Origin of the sequence: Demequina aurantiaca, assembly GCF_000975135.1 — a bacterium.
Lineage (GTDB): Bacteria > Actinomycetota > Actinomycetes > Actinomycetales > Demequinaceae > Demequina > Demequina aurantiaca.
In genome coordinates this window covers 1,650,367-1,667,126 of the sequence record NZ_BBRF01000001.1, presented here as the reverse complement: position 1 = coordinate 1,667,126, position 16,760 = coordinate 1,650,367, and the positions used below count along the sequence as shown (strand labels likewise).

The 16,760-nt window shown below is 66.6% G+C and carries 13 protein-coding genes; 3 read left to right on the top strand and 10 right to left on the bottom strand.

Features of this window, described 5'->3' with window-relative positions:
- Window positions 1-409: 409 nt before the first annotated feature.
- Both smc and ndk read right to left on the bottom strand, forming a co-directional pair.
- Window positions 410-4,000, bottom strand: coding sequence for a chromosome segregation protein SMC (gene smc / locus AOP73_RS07490; protein WP_061964344.1), 3,591 nt, complete (start codon window positions 3,998-4,000; stop codon window positions 410-412).
- Between the two features lie 182 nt (window positions 4,001-4,182).
- The gene (ndk, locus tag AOP73_RS07485; protein WP_061964342.1) at window positions 4,183-4,602 is read right to left on the bottom strand and encodes a nucleoside-diphosphate kinase; all 420 of its coding nucleotides are present in this window, start codon (window positions 4,600-4,602) and stop codon (window positions 4,183-4,185) included.
- 150 nt (window positions 4,603-4,752) lie between these two features.
- Here ndk and AOP73_RS07480 point away from each other — a divergent pair, with 150 nt between their 5' ends.
- Complete coding sequence (locus AOP73_RS07480) at window positions 4,753-5,259, top strand: adenine phosphoribosyltransferase (RefSeq protein ID WP_160295454.1); 507 nt, start codon at window positions 4,753-4,755, stop codon at window positions 5,257-5,259.
- Between the two features lie 15 nt (window positions 5,260-5,274).
- Here AOP73_RS07480 and AOP73_RS07475 read toward each other — a convergent pair whose 3' ends face one another.
- The 4 genes from AOP73_RS07475 to AOP73_RS07460 form a co-directional block, all read right to left on the bottom strand.
- On the bottom strand, window positions 5,275-5,751 hold the full coding sequence (locus AOP73_RS07475; protein WP_061964339.1) for a hypothetical protein: 477 nt from the start codon (window positions 5,749-5,751) through the stop codon (window positions 5,275-5,277).
- Window positions 5,752-5,753: 2 nt separating this feature from the next.
- On the bottom strand, window positions 5,754-6,272 hold the full coding sequence (locus AOP73_RS07470) for a DUF4233 domain-containing protein (RefSeq protein WP_061964336.1): 519 nt from the start codon (window positions 6,270-6,272) through the stop codon (window positions 5,754-5,756).
- Window positions 6,269-7,678: a bifunctional folylpolyglutamate synthase/dihydrofolate synthase gene (locus AOP73_RS07465; protein WP_061964334.1), complete on the bottom strand. Its 1,410-nt coding sequence runs from the start codon at window positions 7,676-7,678 to the stop codon at window positions 6,269-6,271. Before AOP73_RS07465 ends, AOP73_RS07470 begins: the two co-directional genes overlap by 4 nt.
- A 199-nt stretch (window positions 7,679-7,877) precedes the next feature.
- Window positions 7,878-8,525: a class I SAM-dependent methyltransferase gene (locus tag AOP73_RS07460; protein ID WP_061964332.1), complete on the bottom strand. Its 648-nt coding sequence runs from the start codon at window positions 8,523-8,525 to the stop codon at window positions 7,878-7,880.
- 65 nt (window positions 8,526-8,590) lie between these two features.
- Here AOP73_RS07460 and AOP73_RS07455 point away from each other — a divergent pair, with 65 nt between their 5' ends.
- A complete protein-coding gene (locus tag AOP73_RS07455; protein WP_061964330.1) occupies window positions 8,591-9,244 on the top strand; it encodes a cyclase family protein in 654 nt (217 codons plus the stop codon).
- Between the two features lie 48 nt (window positions 9,245-9,292).
- On the opposite strand, the gene AOP73_RS07450 is transcribed toward AOP73_RS07455, so the two are convergent.
- Window positions 9,293-10,804 (bottom strand): bifunctional folylpolyglutamate synthase/dihydrofolate synthase, encoded by a 1,512-nt coding sequence (locus AOP73_RS07450; protein WP_061964328.1) that lies wholly within the window; start codon window positions 10,802-10,804, stop codon window positions 9,293-9,295.
- 194 nt (window positions 10,805-10,998) lie between these two features.
- Between AOP73_RS07450 and AOP73_RS07445 the strand changes: the two genes are divergently transcribed.
- Entirely contained in the window at window positions 10,999-11,391 is a 393-nt protein-coding gene (locus tag AOP73_RS07445; protein ID WP_061964326.1) for a DUF2510 domain-containing protein, read from the top strand.
- 1 nt (window position 11,392) lies between these two features.
- Here AOP73_RS07445 and AOP73_RS07440 read toward each other — a convergent pair whose 3' ends face one another.
- The 3 genes from AOP73_RS07440 to ileS all read right to left on the bottom strand — a co-directional run bounded on the left by AOP73_RS07440 (window position 11,393) and on the right by ileS (window position 16,351).
- A complete protein-coding gene (locus tag AOP73_RS07440) occupies window positions 11,393-11,989 on the bottom strand; it encodes a hypothetical protein (protein WP_061964325.1) in 597 nt (198 codons plus the stop codon).
- A 113-nt stretch (window positions 11,990-12,102) separates the two neighbouring features.
- Entirely contained in the window at window positions 12,103-13,029 is a 927-nt protein-coding gene (gene cysM / locus AOP73_RS07435) for a cysteine synthase CysM (protein WP_061964323.1), read from the bottom strand.
- 13 nt (window positions 13,030-13,042) lie between these two features.
- Window positions 13,043-16,351 (bottom strand): isoleucine--tRNA ligase, encoded by a 3,309-nt coding sequence (ileS, locus tag AOP73_RS07430; RefSeq protein ID WP_061964321.1) that lies wholly within the window; start codon window positions 16,349-16,351, stop codon window positions 13,043-13,045.
- Window positions 16,352-16,760 lie beyond the last annotated feature (409 nt).

The following is a 16,760-nucleotide window of genomic DNA, read 5'->3' as shown; positions in this document are numbered from 1 at the left end:
GCGATCAGCCGTTGCGCAAGCCCCCAGAAAGGGTGGCTTTTGGGCGCCAACTTCCCGGCGGCCGCCTACCGGCCTTCCCTGTTTGGGGAACGCAGGAGAGCTCTACTCTGTTCCATGCGCGCAGGCAGAGATTGACTGCTGGGGGTGAGTGGCTCTCCCTGACGCGGCTTGGTGGCTACCGGATCGGGATCGTAGTGCGAGCGATCGGAGCGCGCTCACCGCGACGGTGAACGGCGACGGCTACTACGACGTCGGGTGCGAGTCTATAGGGTTTGCCCCGTCAACGTAAGGGTTTAGCCGCAACTGACACGACTACTAGCCCAAAACCGCCGCACGTCCCCCCCATTGGTCCGATGTCGCACGTCCCGGGGGCGTGTCGGTGTGCTGCTGGTCCGTTCTGGACCGGAAGCTACTCAGACTCCTTGAGCCTTTGGCTGATCACGGTGGTGACACCGTCCCCACGCATCGTCACGCCGTACAGCGCATCCGCGATTTCCATCGTGCGTTTCTGGTGCGTGATGACGATCAGCTGGCTGTCTTCTTGTAGTTCCGTAAAGATCTCCAGCAGCCGGCCCAGGTTGACATCGTCCAGCGCGGCTTCAACCTCGTCCATCACGTAGAACGGGCTGGGGCGCGCCTTGAAGATGGACACCAGCAGCGCGACCGCGGTGAGCGAGCGCTCACCGCCGGACAGGAGCGACAGCCGCTTGACCTTCTTGCCAGCCGGACGCGCCTCGACCTCGAGCCCCGTGGTCAGCATGTTCGCCGGGTCGGTGAGGATCAATTTTCCCTCGCCGCCGGGGAACAGGCGCGGGAAAATGCGCTCGAACTGCGCCGCGGTGTCGTTGTACGCCTCGACAAAGATCTGCTCAACCCGCTCGTCGATCTCGCGGACGATCTCCATGAGGTCCTCGCGCGACTTCTTGACGTCCGCGAGTTGGTCGGTGAGGAATTTGTGTCGCTCCTCGAGCGCCGCGAACTCCTCAAGTGCGAGCGGGTTCACTCGGCCCAGCTGGTTCATCGCGCGCTCTGCCTGCCGGAGCCGCTTCTCCTGCTGCTCGCGCACATACGGCACACCCGAGGCGTCGCCTTCCTCGGTGACCCCAACGACTTCCGTACCCTCGGCACCGGTGCCCGCCGCATCGTCGCGTCGCCGCGGCACCGGCAAGTGGGGCCCAAACTCCTCGATCAGTTGCTTGGGATCCACGCCGAGCTCATCGATGGCGCGCTGCTCAAGCTGCTCGAGGCGCACCTTTTGTTGCGCGCGCGCCACCTCGTCCTTGTGGGCGTCGTCGGTCAGACGGCGATATTCCTCGGCGTACTCCTCGACACTTCGGCGCACCTCGGACAGCTGCCCCGAGCGCTCGGTGCGCGCCTGCTCGGCGGCCGCCCGCGCATCGTCTGCGCGTTGGACGGACACGTCAATCTGGGCGAGCGTCTCGTTGGCGCCTTGGATGACCTCGCGCGCGGCCTGAGCCTGACGCTCGCGGCGCTTGGCCGCCTCTTCCGCTCGGGCGCGGGCGTCGCGCTCGGCCGTGGCCGCACGTTCCAGGGACTCCGCTCGGGCGGTCAGGGCACGTGCGCGCTCCTCGGCGGTGCGCAACGCGAGTCGAGCCTCTGTCTCTCGGGCACGGGCCGCGACCGCGTCCTGAGCGTGGGTGTCGCGCTGCGCCTGGGCCGCGATGGTGTCGGTCTCGGTCTGCTCGGGTGCTGCCTGCGCTGCCGCGAGTCGTTCCGTGAGGCCGGTGAGCGTCTCCTGGTCGCCGGCAATGCGTACCGCGGCCTCCTCGAGTTGCACGGTGAGCCGCTCGGCCTCCCCCTTCGCGGCGCGGGCCTGGGCGCCAAAGTGACCCAGCTGTTCGGCGACGGCCGCCATGCGTGCGTCGGACTCGTTCAGTCGTTCCATGGTGATGCCGTGATGCGAGCGGGCCGCTGACTCGCGCTCCTCGGCCGTACGGGTCTCGAACTGCGTGGCCTCAACCACCACCGTCGCGGCGGCGCGCTTGGTCTTCGCCTCGTCGAGTGCGGCCTGCATGTGCAGCACGGACGGCGCGTCTCCCGCGCCACCGGAGGCGTTGCGCGAGCCCAGCAGGTCCCCTCGTCGCGTGACGGCGACGACGTCACGATGCTGGCTCACCACTGATCGTGCGGTGGCGAGGTCGTCGACCACCACGACACCGGAAAGGAAGGCCCGGACGGTGTCGACGATGCCACCCGAGCCGGAAATGAACTCCGATGCCCAGGACACACCATCGGGCAGCGTCACGTTGGGGTTGTCGACCGTTGCGGTGGAGTCACCGATGAGGAACTCCGCGCGCCCGGCATCCTCGTCGCGCAGCCAGCGAATCGCATCGACCGCGTCCTCTACGCTTTCCACCGCGAGGGCATCGGCAAGCGAACTGAGTGCCGCCGCGATGGCATCCTCAGCATCGGCCGCGACGTCAATCTGCGCGGCCACCGTGCCGCGCACCGAACGTGATCCGGAGGCGAGGAGTTCGCCTGCGCCATCCTTGCGGGTCAACGTCAGCTCGAGAGCCTCGGCCTTGGCGGCCCAGGTGTCGCGCTCGCGCATCGCGGTGTTGAGCTTGTCTTTGAGATCGCTAAGGGCGCTCTTGGCGTCCTCCCATTCCTCGGTGGCGGCCTCGTGTGCCTCGTCGAGGTCCTCCTCGCCGTCCTCGACTGAGGCAACGGACGTCTCGAGGTGCTGGAACTCGGTAGTGGCATCGTTTCCGCGCTTGATGGCTGCGGCGAGGGCCTCATTGAGGCGGCCGATCTCGGCCTCGGCGGCCTCGACTCGCGAACGCCGGGCGGCGACGTCGCCGGCAATACGGGCCACGCCCTCGCGGCGGTCTGCCACGGAGCGCAGCAGGTTAGCCAGGTGCCGCTCGGACGTCTCTGCCACTGCCTCGGCATCGGTTCGGCCTGCCTCGGCGGCGGTGAGTGCCTCCGCGGCCGCGGCGACTTCGGCGGCAAGTTCCTGGCCCGCCGCCCGCGCGCGTTCGAGTTGTTCGTCTAGGTCCACCAGGTCGGTGGGCGGCGAGTGGTCGACGTTGGAGCCCAACATCCGCACGCGCTCGTCTGCGAGGGCGGCGAGGTTGCGCAGCCGCTCACGAATCGAGCTGAGGCGGTAGTAGGTGTCGTTCGCCTTGGTGAGCGCGGGAGTCGCCTCGGCGGATGCTCGCTCCAGGTCGGCGAGGCGGTCACGCATCTCAGCCAGTGACTTCTCGACTGCGGCGCGGCGTTCGAGCAGTGCGGTCTCGTCGGCCTGCTCCTGCTCAAGGGAGTTGCCCAACTGAGACAGGTCGTCGGCGAGAAGCCGAGACTTGGCATCCCGCGCATCGGCTTGGATGGTCTGTGCTTGGCGTGCGACCTCCGCCTGCTTGCCCAGGGGTCCGAGCTGGCGGCGGATCTCTCCGGTGAGATCCTGAACGCGTGTGAGGTTGGCCTGCATCGCGTCGAGCTTGCGCAGCGCCTTGTCCTTGCGCTTGCGGTGCTTGAGGATTCCAGCGGCCTCCTCGATGAAGTGGCGGCGCTCCTCGGGGGTGGCCCGCAGCACAGCGTCGAGCTGGCCTTGGCCGACGATCACGTGCATCTCGCGGCCCAGGCCGGAGTCGCTCAGCAGGTCCTGGATGTCCAGCAGTCGGCACGAGGTGCCGTTGATGGCGTACTCGGAGCCGCCCGAGCGGAACAGCGTGCGGCTGATCGTGACCTCGGTGTAGTCGATGGGCAGCGCACCGTCGGTGTTGTCGATGGTGAGGGCGACTTCGGCGCGACCCAGCGGCGCACGGCCGGAGGTTCCCGCGAAGATGACGTCGTCCATCTTGCCGCCGCGTAGCGTCTTGGCGCCCTGCTCACCCATCACCCAGGCGAGCGCGTCCACGACGTTGGACTTGCCGGACCCGTTGGGGCCCACCACGCAGGTGACGCCCGGCTCAAACTCTAGGGTGGTCGCCGACGCAAAGGACTTGAAGCCCCTAAGCGTCAGCGTCTTGAGATACACGGTGTCAGCCTAGGGGAAAGTGCGCCCGATCCAACGCAAGCCAGGGGGTACGGACGCGAGAGCGTGCCAAAAAGGACCATCAGCGCGCACGCGCGGCTCAGGGCGTGCGAAATCGGACCAATAGGGGGTGGGGCGCCATAGCCGGGAGGGGGTGCCCGCCTAGACCTTGCTGCCCCGCCGGACTACAGGCTGGGGAACCAGATGCCGATCTCGCGAGCCGAGCTCTCCTCGGAGTCCGAGCCGTGCACCAGGTTCTGCATGACCTTCAGGCCCCAGTCGCGGCCCAGGTCGCCACGGATGGTGCCGGGAGCCGCGGAGGTGGGGTTGGTGGTGCCCGCGAGCGAGCGGAAGCCCTCGATGACACCGTTGCCCTCGGCAACGATGGCGAGCGTCGGGCCCTCCATCATGAAGTCGACCAACGGCTGGTAGAACGGCTTGCCCACGTGCTCGGCGTAGTGGTCGGCGAGCAGTTCAGGGGTGGCGTGGCGAAGCTCGACGGCGACGAGCGAGTAGCCCTTTGCCTCGACGCGACGCAGGATTTCGCCGGACAGTCCGCGGCGGACTCCATCGGGCTTGACAAGGATCAGAGTGCGTTCAGTCATGTCCGCGAGCCTACTAGCCGCATGAGTATTCCCGGTGCGCGTCCCCCGTCTCCCCCTCCAGCGTTCAGCAAATGGTTAGTTTTCCGGCGCCCTGAGCCGCCATGTTCACCTCGTGGTTGCTTTCGCCGGAGCAATGGGAGGATGGAGCCCGTGATCACTCTCGCTGACTTCGACACGTACCCCGACTTCCCCGTCCCAGGGATCCTCTTCTACGACATCTCGCCCATCCTGGCGAGCCCGCGGAAGTTCCGGGAGGCGTGCGACGCCCTCAAGCCCGTCGCCGGCACGCAGGTGGACATCGTGGCCGGCGTCGACGCACGCGGCTTCATCTTCGCCCCGGTGGTCGCACAGGACCTTGGAGTGGGCATGACGATGATCCGCAAGAAGGGCAAGATGCCCGGCGAACTCCTCGAGGCCGATGCCACGATCGAGTACGGCGCGAGCGAACTGGTCATGAATCCGTCGGGGATTGACGGCAAGCACGTGCTGGTCGTGGATGACGTGCTCGCCACCGGCGGCACGGCGACCGCAGTGGCAAAGATGCTGCTCACCGCCGGCGCGGCGAGCGTGCGCTTTAGTTTCCTGATGGAGATAGAGGCGCTGCCGGGTCGCGACGTCCTCGCGAACTACGACGTGAAGTCCGTGGTGCTGGTGTAGCTCAGCGAGCCAAATCTATGCTTCGCTGACCTGCCGCTTGTACCCGGGCGCCCACCGCACCCCCACGAGCACCAGCGGGATCAGCACGAGCGCGCCCATCACGACCTCGTAGAGGATGAGCCCCTCGTTGACTGTGGTTGGCACGGGGTCCTGATCATTGAGCCAGGCGGCATGAATCGCGATGCCGGCAATCAGCGCGCTGGCGGCAACGACGACGATGATGATCGCTAGCCACAACGGCATCTGGCTGGTCTCAGGATGCTCACGAAGGAACCTGGACCACCGCACCACCGCGTAGAACAGCGAGAAGTTGATCAGTAGCAGGCCCGCAAAGAGCACCAAGTAGACGGAGAAGGGCGCACGCGCGGTTTCGGCGTTGCCACCGTCCGCGAGCGCCGTCAGGGAGGTCTTCTCCAGCGCCCAGAACAGCATTCCCATACCGATGAGCCCGGCGACCAATGCACCAGCCATCTTCCACATGAACGTGCTCATCGTCACTCCCCTGTTGCGCCAGCGTCCTCGCCGTCTCGCGTGTCCCCGACTGTAGCCTCACCTTGCGCCTCGATCCGTTCGGCGCGCTCACGGTCAATACGACCACCGATGCGCAGCCCCATGATCCACAGCACCAAGAACATCACGCCGATGACGGCAATAGCAGGAAGGATGACGCCCGCGGCGATCATGGGAATCTGCAGAATCCAGCCCGCGACACGACCCCAGCGTTCCTTCTGCTTGCCCGCGACGTAGAACAGCGCCACCATCAGCACGGTGCCGCCGCCCCAGATCCATCCGGCGGTCAGCGAGACCTCGGTGGTGCGCGACAGTCCCCACGTGACGAGCGTCGCGAACAGGGCCGCGAGGGCCTGCAGGCCCAACACTGCTTGGGTGAAGGTCAGGGTCGCGGGTCGCTGCGGCTTTTCAGCGCCTGCGGGCGCCTGGTCGGCCGATGATGCGGCTGGGTTGTTCGTATTCGCGTCGCCCGTGGGTGGGGTGGGCTCAGTTGAGTCGGTCACCGGGCGCGCCCCGTTCCCTTGCGCTTGTCCGCCCCTAACAGCACACGTGCCTCGGCGATCACCGTGACCGAGCCGACCACGAGTACACCGGCACCCATGTCGTGCTCGGCCTCGGCCAGCTGTACGGCCTGATCCAGGGCATCGGGAAGTGATTCCGACCTACGCACACGGTCCTCGCCGAAGAGCTTCTCGGCAATCTCCGCGAGTTCATCCACGGGGATCGCCCGTGCCGACGCCGATGCGGTGATGACCACCTCGTCGAGCAGCGGTTCGAGTCCGGCCAGAATGCCCTCGGCGTCCTTGTCGCTCAGGATGCCGACGACGCCGACGAGCGCCTCGAACGCGAAGGACTCCTCGATCGCGCCCACGAGCGCGTCGATGCCTGCGGGGTTGTGGGCGGCATCTACCAGGATCATGGGCGAGGTGCGAACCGCCTCGAGTCGACCGGGCGAGGTCACGGCGGCAAAGCCGGCCTCGAGCGTCTCACCATTGAGCGCCGCGAGTGGGCCACCATCGGCGAGTAGCGCCTCGACGGCGACGACGGCCAGAAGTGCATTGTGCGCCTGGTACTCGCCGTACAGGGGCACAAAGAGTTCCTCATAGCGGGCGGCGGGAGTGCGCAGCGTCACGAGCTGCCCACCCACGCCGGGCTGGCGGTCGACGACCTCCAGGGTGTCGCCCTCCCACAGTGCGCGAGCCTCGCGCTCGGCGGCGGCCTTGATGAGCACCGGGGTGACGGATTCCGATTGCTCGGCGATGACCGCGGTGGCGTTGGGCTTGATGATGCCGGACTTTTCCAGGGCAATGCCGGCGAGGTCGTCGCCCAGCCACTGCTGGTGGTCGAGCGCCACGCGGGTGATGACGCTGACGTCACCGTCGGCCACGTTGGTCGCGTCCCAGGCCCCGCCCATGCCGACCTCGATCACGGCGACGTCGATGGGCGCATCGGCGAACGCGGCGTAGGCGAGCACCGTCAGCACCTCGAAGAAGCTCAGGCGCGGCCCGTGCTTCTCAGCGGACTTGGCATCGACCATGTGGATGATGGGCGCGACGTCGTGCCACAGGCGCACGAACTCGTCCTGCGCGATGGGCTCGCCGTCAATCTGGATCCGCTCGCGCACGCTCGTGAGGTGCGGCGAGGTGAACAGTCCGGTACGCAGCCCGTGCTCGCGCACCAGCGACTCAATCATGCGGGCGGTCGAGGTCTTGCCGTTGGTGCCAGTGAGGTGGACCACCTTGTACGCGCGTTGAGGGTCTCCGAGCAGTTCAACCGCCTCACGCACTCGCGAGATCTTGGGGTCGAAGTCGTGCTCGGGGTTGCGGGACAGGATGTGGGCGTAGATTTCGCGTTCGGCCTCGTCGAGGGTGAGACCGCCGAGCGCGAGGTCGGCATTGGGGTCAGTCATGGCGTCAAGTCTCCCATGACCACCCATGCCCACCCCACTCACCACCGTGTCGCCACGTACGAGAAGCGGCTGTGGGTCGAATTCGAGCCACCATCCTCACTGCGCCACTCCTCGACTCGAGCGAAGGCGCTGTGGCCGAACGCGGTCGGGCGAAAAGTGCACCCATGCACAACGTGGGCCCGTGTGGTCGCCGTCACTGCTATACGACGAGCCGAAACAAGTATGCCCAGGCTGGCCTCGTGTATTGGAGCCCTCGTCCGTCCGCGCGGATCAGATCGGCATCCGCCAACTCTGGCCTTTTGGGGATCAGGTATTCGTCGAGAGACGTGTCTGCCAGGCTCCACTGATCCGCGTCACGCTGCACCACGCCCACCAGTTGCAGCCTGGCGTCGAGTCCCGCGATGCTGGCATCTCCGTGGCTCGCGTTGGCGAGCAGTAGCCCACCGGGAGCGAGGTACCGCTGACAGTGATCCCAGACCGGGCCCGCGAACAGCGAGATCAGTAGGTCAAAACTGCCCTCCTGACATGCGAGCGGCGCCGTATAGTCACCGTGCACAAAATCCACCTCGGGTGCCAACGCGGGAGGCACGTGCCGCTCGAGCTCGGAAGCCACGAGCGCGCCATCCGCGAAGTATTTAGCTGCACGGCGGTCCATGTCGAGGAAGGTCACCGCAGGAATTGCGGTAGCTGGCGACAGGTCTACGTAACTGCCCGCATACAGCGCCCGCTTGGGAGCCCACGTCCTTGCGATCTCGGCAAATAGCGGCGAACGGTCCCCGATCGACTCTCGGTAGGCCTCCCACGACACCGTGGCCGCGCGCCCGCTCCTCCGCGATGAATTCACCATGTTCGAACCGTACCTACCCTGCGCCCGCGCCGCAGGGGCTCACGTGCTGGGGCTAGCATCGGGCCATGCCTATCGCCGATCTCAGCCACCGCATCGCCGATGCCGATGTCACCACTCCCGGCCAGCCGGGTCCGCGCATCGGCTATTGGAAAACACATGCGGACACGCGTGGGCTCTACGCGGAAGGCACCTCGTTCTCGTTCTCGCACCTGGACATGATCGGAGGCACGGGCACCTACTTGGATGCCCCGCTGCACCGCTTCGAGAACGGCGCGGACATCGCTTCACTGCCGCTTGAGCGGCTCGTCAACGTTCCCGGCATAGTCGTTGACGCGCCCTGGCAGCACGACGTCACGCTTGCGGCCGATGCTGTGGCCGGCTTGGACGTGCGCGGCAAGGCCGTTCTAATCCGCACCGGGTGGGATGCTCGCTTTGGTACCGCCGAATACCTGGGCGGACACCCCTACCTCTCAACCGAAGCGGCCGATGCCCTGGTCGACGGTGGTGCCGCGATCGTCGGAATCGACTCGGTGAACATCGACTCCACCGAGGGCAACGAACGCCCCATTCACACGGCCCTGTTGGCGGCGGGCATACCAATTGTTGAGCATCTACGCGGCCTCGAGCTGGTGCCGCACAACGGCTTCCTGTTCACCGCGACGCCGCTGAACTTTGTGGGCCTAGCAACGTCGCCGGTGAGGGCAGTCGCGAGCTGGTGACTCTCACTCCCACCGTGCGTAATGCCTGGTAAAGAAAGAAATTGAGCGCTACGCCGGCTGCGACTCCGTCTCCGAGGCACCGGCCGTATCAGAGGTGCCCCTAGGCTCGACCCTGCCCCTCATGAGGGCGTCGGTGGCAGCAGCTTCGGGTACATCCGTCGCGTTCTCTACATCCGCGGCTCCGAGGGCATCGGCCGCGCTCTGCACATGGCGTCGCGCCTCGCCCACCAACGTGATTGATCCGGCGACCACGACCCCGTTCCTGTCACCTGTCCTAGTGGTCGCCATCTGAATCGCGAGCCGCATGGCCGTTGGCACGTCCTCGGCCTCGCTGACGCGTGCCGCCCCAAACACCTCGCGCGCGGCCGCAGCGAGTTCGGCGACCTCCATGGCACGCACGGACTCGGTGCGGGTAATAACCAGGTGGTCCATCACCGGCTCGAGACCGACAAGGATTCCATCGGAGTCCTTGTCCGCCAGGACGGCGACCACGCCCACCACGCTGTCGAAGGCGAAGGTTTCGCCCAGCGCCCCTACCAGCGCGTCCACGCCGTGGGGATTGTGCGCGGCGTCTACCAGGATGGTGGGGTGTTGCGCGAGGACCTCGAGCCGCCCGGGACTCGTCGCCGCGGCAAACCCCTGCGCGACCGCGGGTAGCTCAAGCGACCGCGGAATTCCTTGCCCCAGGAACACCTCGCACGCCGCGAGCGCCACCAGTGCATTCTGCGCTTGAAACTCGCCGTGGAGCGGCACGAAGGCATCGACATAGGTGAACGCTGCGGTGCGCAGTGTCACCACTTGCCCGCCAGCGACAACGCGGCGGTCGTCGACCGACATGTGGCCGCCCTCCCAGAAGACCGAGGCCGAGCGCACTGCCGCGTGAGCGGAGATGACGTGTGCGGCGACGTCGTCCTGTACCGCACTGACGACCGTGGCGCCATGCTTAATGATCCCGGACTTCTCTGCGGCGATGCCGGGCAGCCCACCCGTGAAGTAGTCGGCATGGTCCTCTGCCATTGGCGTCAGGACTGCCACCTCACCGGTCACAACGTTCGTCGCATCTCGCTGACCACCAATGCCTACCTCGATGACCGCGACATCCACGTTTGCGTCGGCGTAGGCGACAAGACCAAGAACGGTGAGCACCTCAAAGAAGCTCATCCTCGGACCGCCCGCCTGGATCGAAGCCGAGTCGACGGCGTGGACGGCCGGAGCCACGCGCTGCCACAGACGCACCAGCGCCTCTTGCGGCATGGGCGCTCCGCCGATCATGATGCGCTCGCGCAGCGACGTCAGGTGGGGCGAGGTGAAGAGTCCGGTGCGCAAACCGCTGGCGCGCAGTAGCGATTCGATCATGCGACTGGTCGAGGTCTTGCCATTGGTGCCGGTCACATGAACGACACGGAGCCGTTCGTGAGGATTCCCGAGTTGGCTCAGCGCCTCGGCAACACGGCGAAGCTTGGCGTCGTGGTCCTGCTCGGGAGTACGAGAAAAGATGTGTGCGTGGATCTCACGCTCAGCGTCGTCCAGGCTCAGCCCGGGGAAAACTGCGGGGGTCATGGAGATAATTGTGCGGCAAGATTTGGCGTGCTGACGACCGAAATCAGCAACAATTTTTCCAGCTTTCGAGGGGGACGAAAAGCCCCTGATAGATGGCTGGTGGCGGCTCGTAGTGACGACATTTGCACACTCCTCTATGCACACGCGCCATAAGCAACTATGGTCAGACAAAATGGGGGCCTGAGGGAGGCAACATGTCAGACGTCGCACAACCACGATCGGGTTGGTACCTAGATCCCGAGAACCAGGATCTTCAGCGGTACTGGGACGGAAGCGCGTGGACCACCAAGACGGCGCCCGCGCCCGGGAGCACCCAGCCCGCTGCGCCCGGGAGCGCCCAACCCGCTGCGCCCGAGAGCACCCAACCCACTGCCGCCACGACGCCTCCACAGGCGCCTGCAGGGAGTGAAATCCCGACGTCAGGTCAGGCACCAGCCGCGCCCGTCCAGAGTGCCGAGACAGCCGCCTCGGAGCCCGAGCGCCCTAGTCGACGCATCGGCCGAGGCACCATCGTGGTGATCTTTGTGGGGGCGATCGCAATCGCCATCGGCGGCAGCATGCTGCTCACCGGCGGTTTCCCTAGTTAACTCACTCCGTGCTGACCAGGCGGAATTGCGTAGCCTCCTGAAACTTGCGCGCAGCCTCGGGGTCGAGCTTCACGTTGACGAACTCGGTGCTGTTGTCTGCGTAGCGCAGCTCCACCTCGATCACTCGGCGCCAGTCAGTCTCGAGGTTGAGCGAAAGAGTCTCAATCGCCCGGTGGACGCGGCCGGTGTGGAATCCCGGGGGCGCGATGTCCTGAACTTGGCGGAACATCATCAACGCGCGCTTCAGCGCCATTCGATAGGCAGATGTCGTCATGTTCAGCGTCGTCACCTGTCGGAGCGCGTCACTGGCCGAGTCGAAAGCAATTTCATGAGGCAACGGGGCGTCTGCCCTTCGAGGCGTTCCCGCAGCGGCGGCGGCGCGCATCGCCGACGGCACCCCGCCAGGGTGGTCAGCCATGGAGAACAGGGTGGGCTGCACGTCGACGCCTCCGGGCCCTTCGACGTCCGACTCACGGGCGCTGCGGCGGCGCTTCGCGAACACCGGGTGCATAGACGTGAGCGAGCGATTAGCGTCTCGCACCTCGTCAGCGTCAGTGAGATGGCGCGGGTTGCGAGGGTTGTAGTGACGTCCGTTCATTGCTGACTCTCCTCTCGAGTCAGTGCCACTATCTCACCGGGGTCTGACACGACCAGGAGTCGTGTCGTGTGCCGTGCTCGTCACCTTCGGCGTCTGCTCCTGCGTGCCCGGCGCTATGGCGTCTCGTCGTCAAAGATCCCCGTGGACAGGTAGCGGTCGCCGCGGTCGCATGCGATGAACGCCACGGTGGACCCGGAATTCTCGCGGGCAATGTCGAGCGCGATCGCGGCCGCACCCCCGGAGCTCACTCCAAGCAGCAGCCCCTCGTGACGCGCGAGGTCGCGAGTGGTCGCGACGGCCCGCTCCTGGCTGACGGTGCGGATCTCGTCGATGTTCGTGGGGTCGTAGATGGCAGGCAAATATCCGGGCGACCAGGCCCGAATTCCTGCGATCTGCGAGCCGGGCGCGGGCTGCACCCCAATGACTGTCACCGCCGGCGACAGCCCCTTGAGGGCCTTAGAAAGCCCCGTGATGGTGCCCGTCGTCCCCATCGAGGACACCACGTGCGTCAGCGTCCCGCCGGTTTGCTGCCACAGCTCGGGTCCAGTGGTCGCCTCGTGCACCGCGGGATTCGCGGGGTTGGCGAACTGGTCGAGCCGCAGCGCCGAACGTTCCGTGGCAATCGCTTCCGCGACGTCCCGAGCGTGCTCGATCCCCAGGTCCTGGTCGGTCTCCACGATCTCGGCCCCGTAGGCGCGCATCGTGGAGAACCGTTCCCGGGACGATCCCGCGGGCATCACCAGAATCATGCGGTAGCCCTTGACCGCCGCAGCGGCCGCGAGCGCGATGCCCGTGTTGCCGCTCGTCGCCTCCACAAGCGTCGCGCCCGGAGCGAGCACGCCACTCGCCTCGGCGGCGGCGATCATCGCAAACGCGGGGCGATCCTTGACCGACCCCGCAGGATTGTCACCCTCGAGCTTGGCGAGAACGAGCGAGCCGCCGTCACCAGCCGGAAGGCGCTGCAGTCGCACCAGTGGGGTGTTGCCCACCACCGACTCGACCGTCGCGTACCGACTCGGGTCAGGAACACCGCTCGCCATGACGTTCAACCCGCTATCGCGCGTCGTTCTTGGCGACGGAGACTGCCAATTCGTCGCCCGATGCCACGGTCACCTGGGCGGCGCCCGTCACCGGATCCTGGGCCAGGGTCTCCCCCGCGATCAGCTCCGTGTGAGCCTCGACGGCCGCGACGCGGTCGGCGGGCACCGTCAGTTGCAGGTGAATGCGGTCGGAGACGTTGAGCCCGGCATTCTTGCGCTCGTCCTGGACGGCGCGCACCACGTCGCGGGCGTAGCCCTCGGCCTCCAGTTCAGAGGTCAGCGCCGTGTCGAGCAGCACAAAGCCGCCCGAGGGCAAAACCGCCGCAGCGGACGAGCCCGCCGCCGCATCGTCCGCCGCACCGATCACCGTGACGAGGTCGTACTCGCCCGCGACCAGGGCGATGCCGCCGGAGGTAACCACACCATCGGAGGAGACCGACCAGTCGCCGGACTTGGATCCCTTGATGGCCGCCTGCACCGACTTACCGATGCGCGGGCCTGCGGCGCGCGCGTTGACGTTCAGGCGCTGCTCCACGGGGTGCGCGGCGGTGAACTCGTCGGCGGTCACCCACCGCACTGCCTTGACGTTGAGCTCGGACGCCACCAGGTCTCCGTACGGCGCCATCGCATCGGTGTCCGCGACGGCAACCTCGAGCGACGACAGCGGCTGGCGCACGCGAATCTGCTCCTTCTTGCGCAGCGCGTGAGCGGTCGAGACCACCTCACGCACCTGGTCCATGACCCCGCCCAGCGACGAGTCACTCCACGCCGCGGGCGCCGTCGGGAAGTCCGTCAGGTGCACGGAGCGTCCGCCGGTCAGGCCGCGCCAGATCTCCTCGGTCAGCAGCGGCAGCAACGGTGCACTCAGGCGCATCACGGTCTCAAGCACGGTGTACAGGGTGTCGAACGCGTCGGTGTCCTCGCCCCAGAACCGGTCGCGCTGGGTGCGCACGTACCAGTTGGTGAGCAGGTCAAAGAAGACGCGCAGCGACTCCGAGGCGCCGGGGATGTCGAACTCCTCCATCTGACGCGTCACGTCGGCGACCAGCTCGGAGGCCTTAGCCAACACGTAGCGATCCATGACCGGCAAGCCAGCCACGGCATCGTCCGCTACTGCCTTGGCGACGTAGCCGGAACCACCGTTCGCCGCACCCGCATACATCGTGAAGAAGTAGTAGGTGCTCCACATGGGCAGCATGACCTGGCGCACACCCTCACGGATGCTCTCCTCGGTCACCACTAGGTTGCCGCCGCGCAGGATGGGGCTGGACATCAGGAACCAGCGCATCGCGTCGGAGCCGTCGCGGTCGAACACGTCCTGGACGTCCGGGTAGTTCTGCAGCGACTTGGACATCTTGCGACCGTCCGAGCCCAAAACGATGCCGTGGCTGATGCACGTGGTGAAGGCCGGGCGGTCGAACAGCCCGGTCGCGAGCGCATGCATGACGTAGAACCAGCCACGCGTCTGCCCGATGTACTCCACGATGAAGTCCGCGGGGTTGTGGCTGTCGAACCACTCGCGGTTCTCGAAGGGGTAATGTACCTGCGCAAACGGCATGGAACCCGAGTCAAACCACACGTCGAACACGTCGGTGATGCGGCGCATCGTGGACGTGCCGGAGGGGTCGTCGGGGTTGGGGCGCGTGAGGTCGTCGATGTACGGCCGGTGCAGGTCGGGCTCGCCGGTCTCGTTCAGCGGCAGGCGGCCAAAGTCGCGCTGGATCTCCTCGAGCGAGCCATACACGTCCGTGCGCGGAAACTCGGGGTTGTCGCTGACCCACACGGGGATGGGCGTGCCAAAGTAGCGGTTGCGGCTGATGGACCAATCACGCGCGCCCTCGAGCCACTTGCCGAACTGGCCCTCCTTGATGTGCTCGGGCACCCAGGTGATCTCATCGTTCAGCTCGACCATGCGGTCGCGATATTCGGTGACGCGCACGAACCACGAGCCGATCGCGCGGTAGATCAGCGGGTTGCGGCAGCGCCAGCAGTGCGGGTAGCTGTGGTCGTAGGTCTCGTGGCGCACCACGACTCCCCCGGCCTTCAGGTCGGTGATGATCTGCGTGTTTGCCTCGAAGACCTGCTGGCCCTGGTACGGAGGCACCTCGTGCGTGAAGCGACCGCGTGAGTCGATGGGGATGACCGGCTCGATGCCGGCGGCGAGGCAGACGGTCATGTCGTCCTCACCAAAGGCGGGCGCCAGGTGGACGATTCCGGTACCGTCCTCGGTGGTCACGAAGTCCGCGACCAGCACCTGGTGGGCGTTGTCGCGGCCGCGGAACTCGCCGAACGGCGGCAGGTACTTCTTTCCCTCCAGTTCGCGCCCGAGGACAGTGCGCACCACGACGGCGTTTTCGGCCGATGCTTCGGTGCCTTCCGCGGCTACTTCACCGATTTCGCGGGCATAGGCGCCGATGCGCGCCGTCGCCATGATCACTCGCTGGCCGGAGAAGTCGGACTCTGAGCCGGGCTCGACCACCGAGTACTCGATGTCGGGGCCCACCGCGGTCGCGAGGTTGGAGGGCAGCGTCCAGGGCGTGGTGGTCCAGATGATGAGCGACTCTTGCTTGCCGTCCACGACCTCGCGGTCACCCTGGGCGTCGAGCAGCGGCAGCAGCACGGTCAGCGCCGGGTCCTGGCGCATCTGGTAGACGTCGTCGTCCATCTTCAGCTCGTGGTTGGACAGCGGGGTCTCGTCGCGCCAGCAGTACGGCAGCACGCGGTGTCCCTCGTACGCGAGGCCCTTGGTGTGCAGCTCCTTGAACGCCCAGATAACGGACTCCATGTAGGTCACGTCGAGGGTCTTGTAGTCGTTCTCGAAGTCCACCCAGCGGGCCTGGCGAGTGACGTACTCCTCCCACTCGTCGGTGTACTTCAGGACGGAGTCGCGGCACGCCTTGTTGAAGGCGGCGATCCCCATGTCCTCGATCTGGCTCTTGTCGGTGATGCCCAGGATGCGTTCGGCCTCCAGCTCGGCGGGAAGCCCGTGCGTGTCCCAGCCGAACCGGCGCTCCACACGCTTGCCGCGCATCGTCTCGAAGCGGGGCACCACGTCCTTGGCGTAGCCCGTCAGCAGGTGGCCGTAGTGGGGCAGTCCGTTCGCGAAGGGCGGGCCGTCGTAGAAGACGAACTCGTTGTCGCCCTCCTCGCCGCCCTCGGACGTCACGGGACGATTGTCGATGGACGCCTGGAACGTGTCGTCGGACTTCCAGTACGCGAGGACCTCCTCCTCGAGCGCGGGGAAGCTGGGCGAGGGGCTGATCGCGGCGGCGCTTCCGTCGGTGGAGGTGCGGTGCAGCGGGTAGCGAGCGTCGTGGGTCACGGCGGCGGTCCTTTGGTGGCGTGGCCTGTTCGTGTGAGAACTGACCTGGGCGGTACGGGCATCTAACTGCGTCACTGATTTCCCTGACCGGGAAATCGGCCTTGCCACGAGGACGCCTGCTAGAAATCCAGCCGCGCGGTACCACCTCGCTTGCCCGGCGCATCGGCGCCGCACCACTCTGCTCTCGCTATAACGGGCTGCCCGTCCGGTTCTACTGAGCATCGAGGTGCAATGCCGTTCTTCCGGAAGCTCGCCGGTGATAGCCGGGTCTGCGCTGGTTCGCCCAGTGTACGCGGAGGCCTGAAGATGCGGCAACGTCCTGCTCGCGGGAGTCGCGACATGCGGCCCGGAGACTGCCCGCGCGCGGCGGTCGAGGCGCGCCAGAATCCTCTCGCAAACCGTGCACACA

Coding starts and splice junctions, on each gene's coding strand:
- ndk (WP_061964342.1), bottom strand. CDS start 4,602: ATGACTGAACGCACTCTGATCCTTGTCAAGCCCGATGGAGTCCGCCGC.
- AOP73_RS07475 (WP_061964339.1), bottom strand. CDS start 5,751: ATGAGCACGTTCATGTGGAAGATGGCTGGTGCATTGGTCGCCGGGCTC.
- AOP73_RS07465 (WP_061964334.1), bottom strand. CDS start 7,678: ATGACTGACCCCAATGCCGACCTCGCGCTCGGCGGTCTCACCCTCGAC.
- AOP73_RS07460 (WP_061964332.1), bottom strand. CDS start 8,525: ATGGTGAATTCATCGCGGAGGAGCGGGCGCGCGGCCACGGTGTCGTGG.
- AOP73_RS07455 (WP_061964330.1), top strand. CDS start 8,591: ATGCCTATCGCCGATCTCAGCCACCGCATCGCCGATGCCGATGTCACC.
- AOP73_RS07450 (WP_061964328.1), bottom strand. CDS start 10,804: ATGACCCCCGCAGTTTTCCCCGGGCTGAGCCTGGACGACGCTGAGCGT.
- AOP73_RS07445 (WP_061964326.1), top strand. CDS start 10,999: ATGTCAGACGTCGCACAACCACGATCGGGTTGGTACCTAGATCCCGAG.
- AOP73_RS07440 (WP_061964325.1), bottom strand. CDS start 11,989: ATGAACGGACGTCACTACAACCCTCGCAACCCGCGCCATCTCACTGAC.
- cysM (WP_061964323.1), bottom strand. CDS start 13,029: ATGGCGAGCGGTGTTCCTGACCCGAGTCGGTACGCGACGGTCGAGTCG.